The following is a 738-nucleotide window of genomic DNA, read 5'->3' as shown; positions in this document are numbered from 1 at the left end:
GTACCTGTGTTGCCCGCGGCATCGGTGATGCTGGCGCTAACGCTATAATTCCCTTCGGCTAATGTGCCTGTTGGTGTCGCACTCCAGTTACCATTGGCATCGGTTTGTACATCAATGCTTTGAGTGGCATTTGCTGCATCTGTAAACGTCACCGTGATGGTGCTGTTAGGCGCATCACTAGTGCCTGTCACAGTTGGCGTGCTGTCATTTGTTAATAATGGCGCATCTACACTCACACTTGGTGCTGTGGTATCAATGGTGCCGTTGCCGGTAATATCGGTGCTGTTTCCTGCCACATCGCTGATGTTGGCGGTGATCGTGTACGGCCCTTCTGCCAGTGCAGTCGGTACTTCTACAGAGAAGTTACCATCGGCATCCACAGTGGTGGTAAAGGTTTGTGTATTGCCTTGATCGTCCACAACCGTGAAGTTAATAACCGTGCCTTCAACGGCATCACTTGTTCCACTGAGTGTCGGGGTGATGTCATTACTTGAGCCTGGGCTGGTAAGTACAAGTGTCGGTGCAGTGGTATCTATTTCACCTGCGCCTGTGGCGGTGGTGTCGTTGCCTGCCACATCTTCAACACTCGCGCTTACGGTGTATGTACCTTCTGCAAGTGCTACCGGTACAGGGATTGACCACGTACCATTAGCAAGCACGGTGGCACTCATGGTTTGCGCTGCGCCGCTGCTGTCGGTGACAACAATGGTTACTTCACTGCCTTGCGGTGCATCGCTG

At 52.6% G+C, this 738-nt stretch carries 1 protein-coding gene; it reads right to left on the bottom strand.

Annotated features, from left to right (window positions below):
• The coding region (locus H5157_RS20645; RefSeq protein WP_182725419.1) for an Ig-like domain-containing protein at nt 1-738 on the bottom strand (738 nt) is incomplete at both ends.

Source organism: Pseudoalteromonas sp. SG43-3, from assembly GCF_014164385.1.
In the GTDB taxonomy this organism is placed as follows: domain Bacteria; phylum Pseudomonadota; class Gammaproteobacteria; order Enterobacterales; family Alteromonadaceae; genus Pseudoalteromonas; species Pseudoalteromonas distincta.
This window is presented reverse-complemented; position numbering and strand designations above follow the sequence as displayed.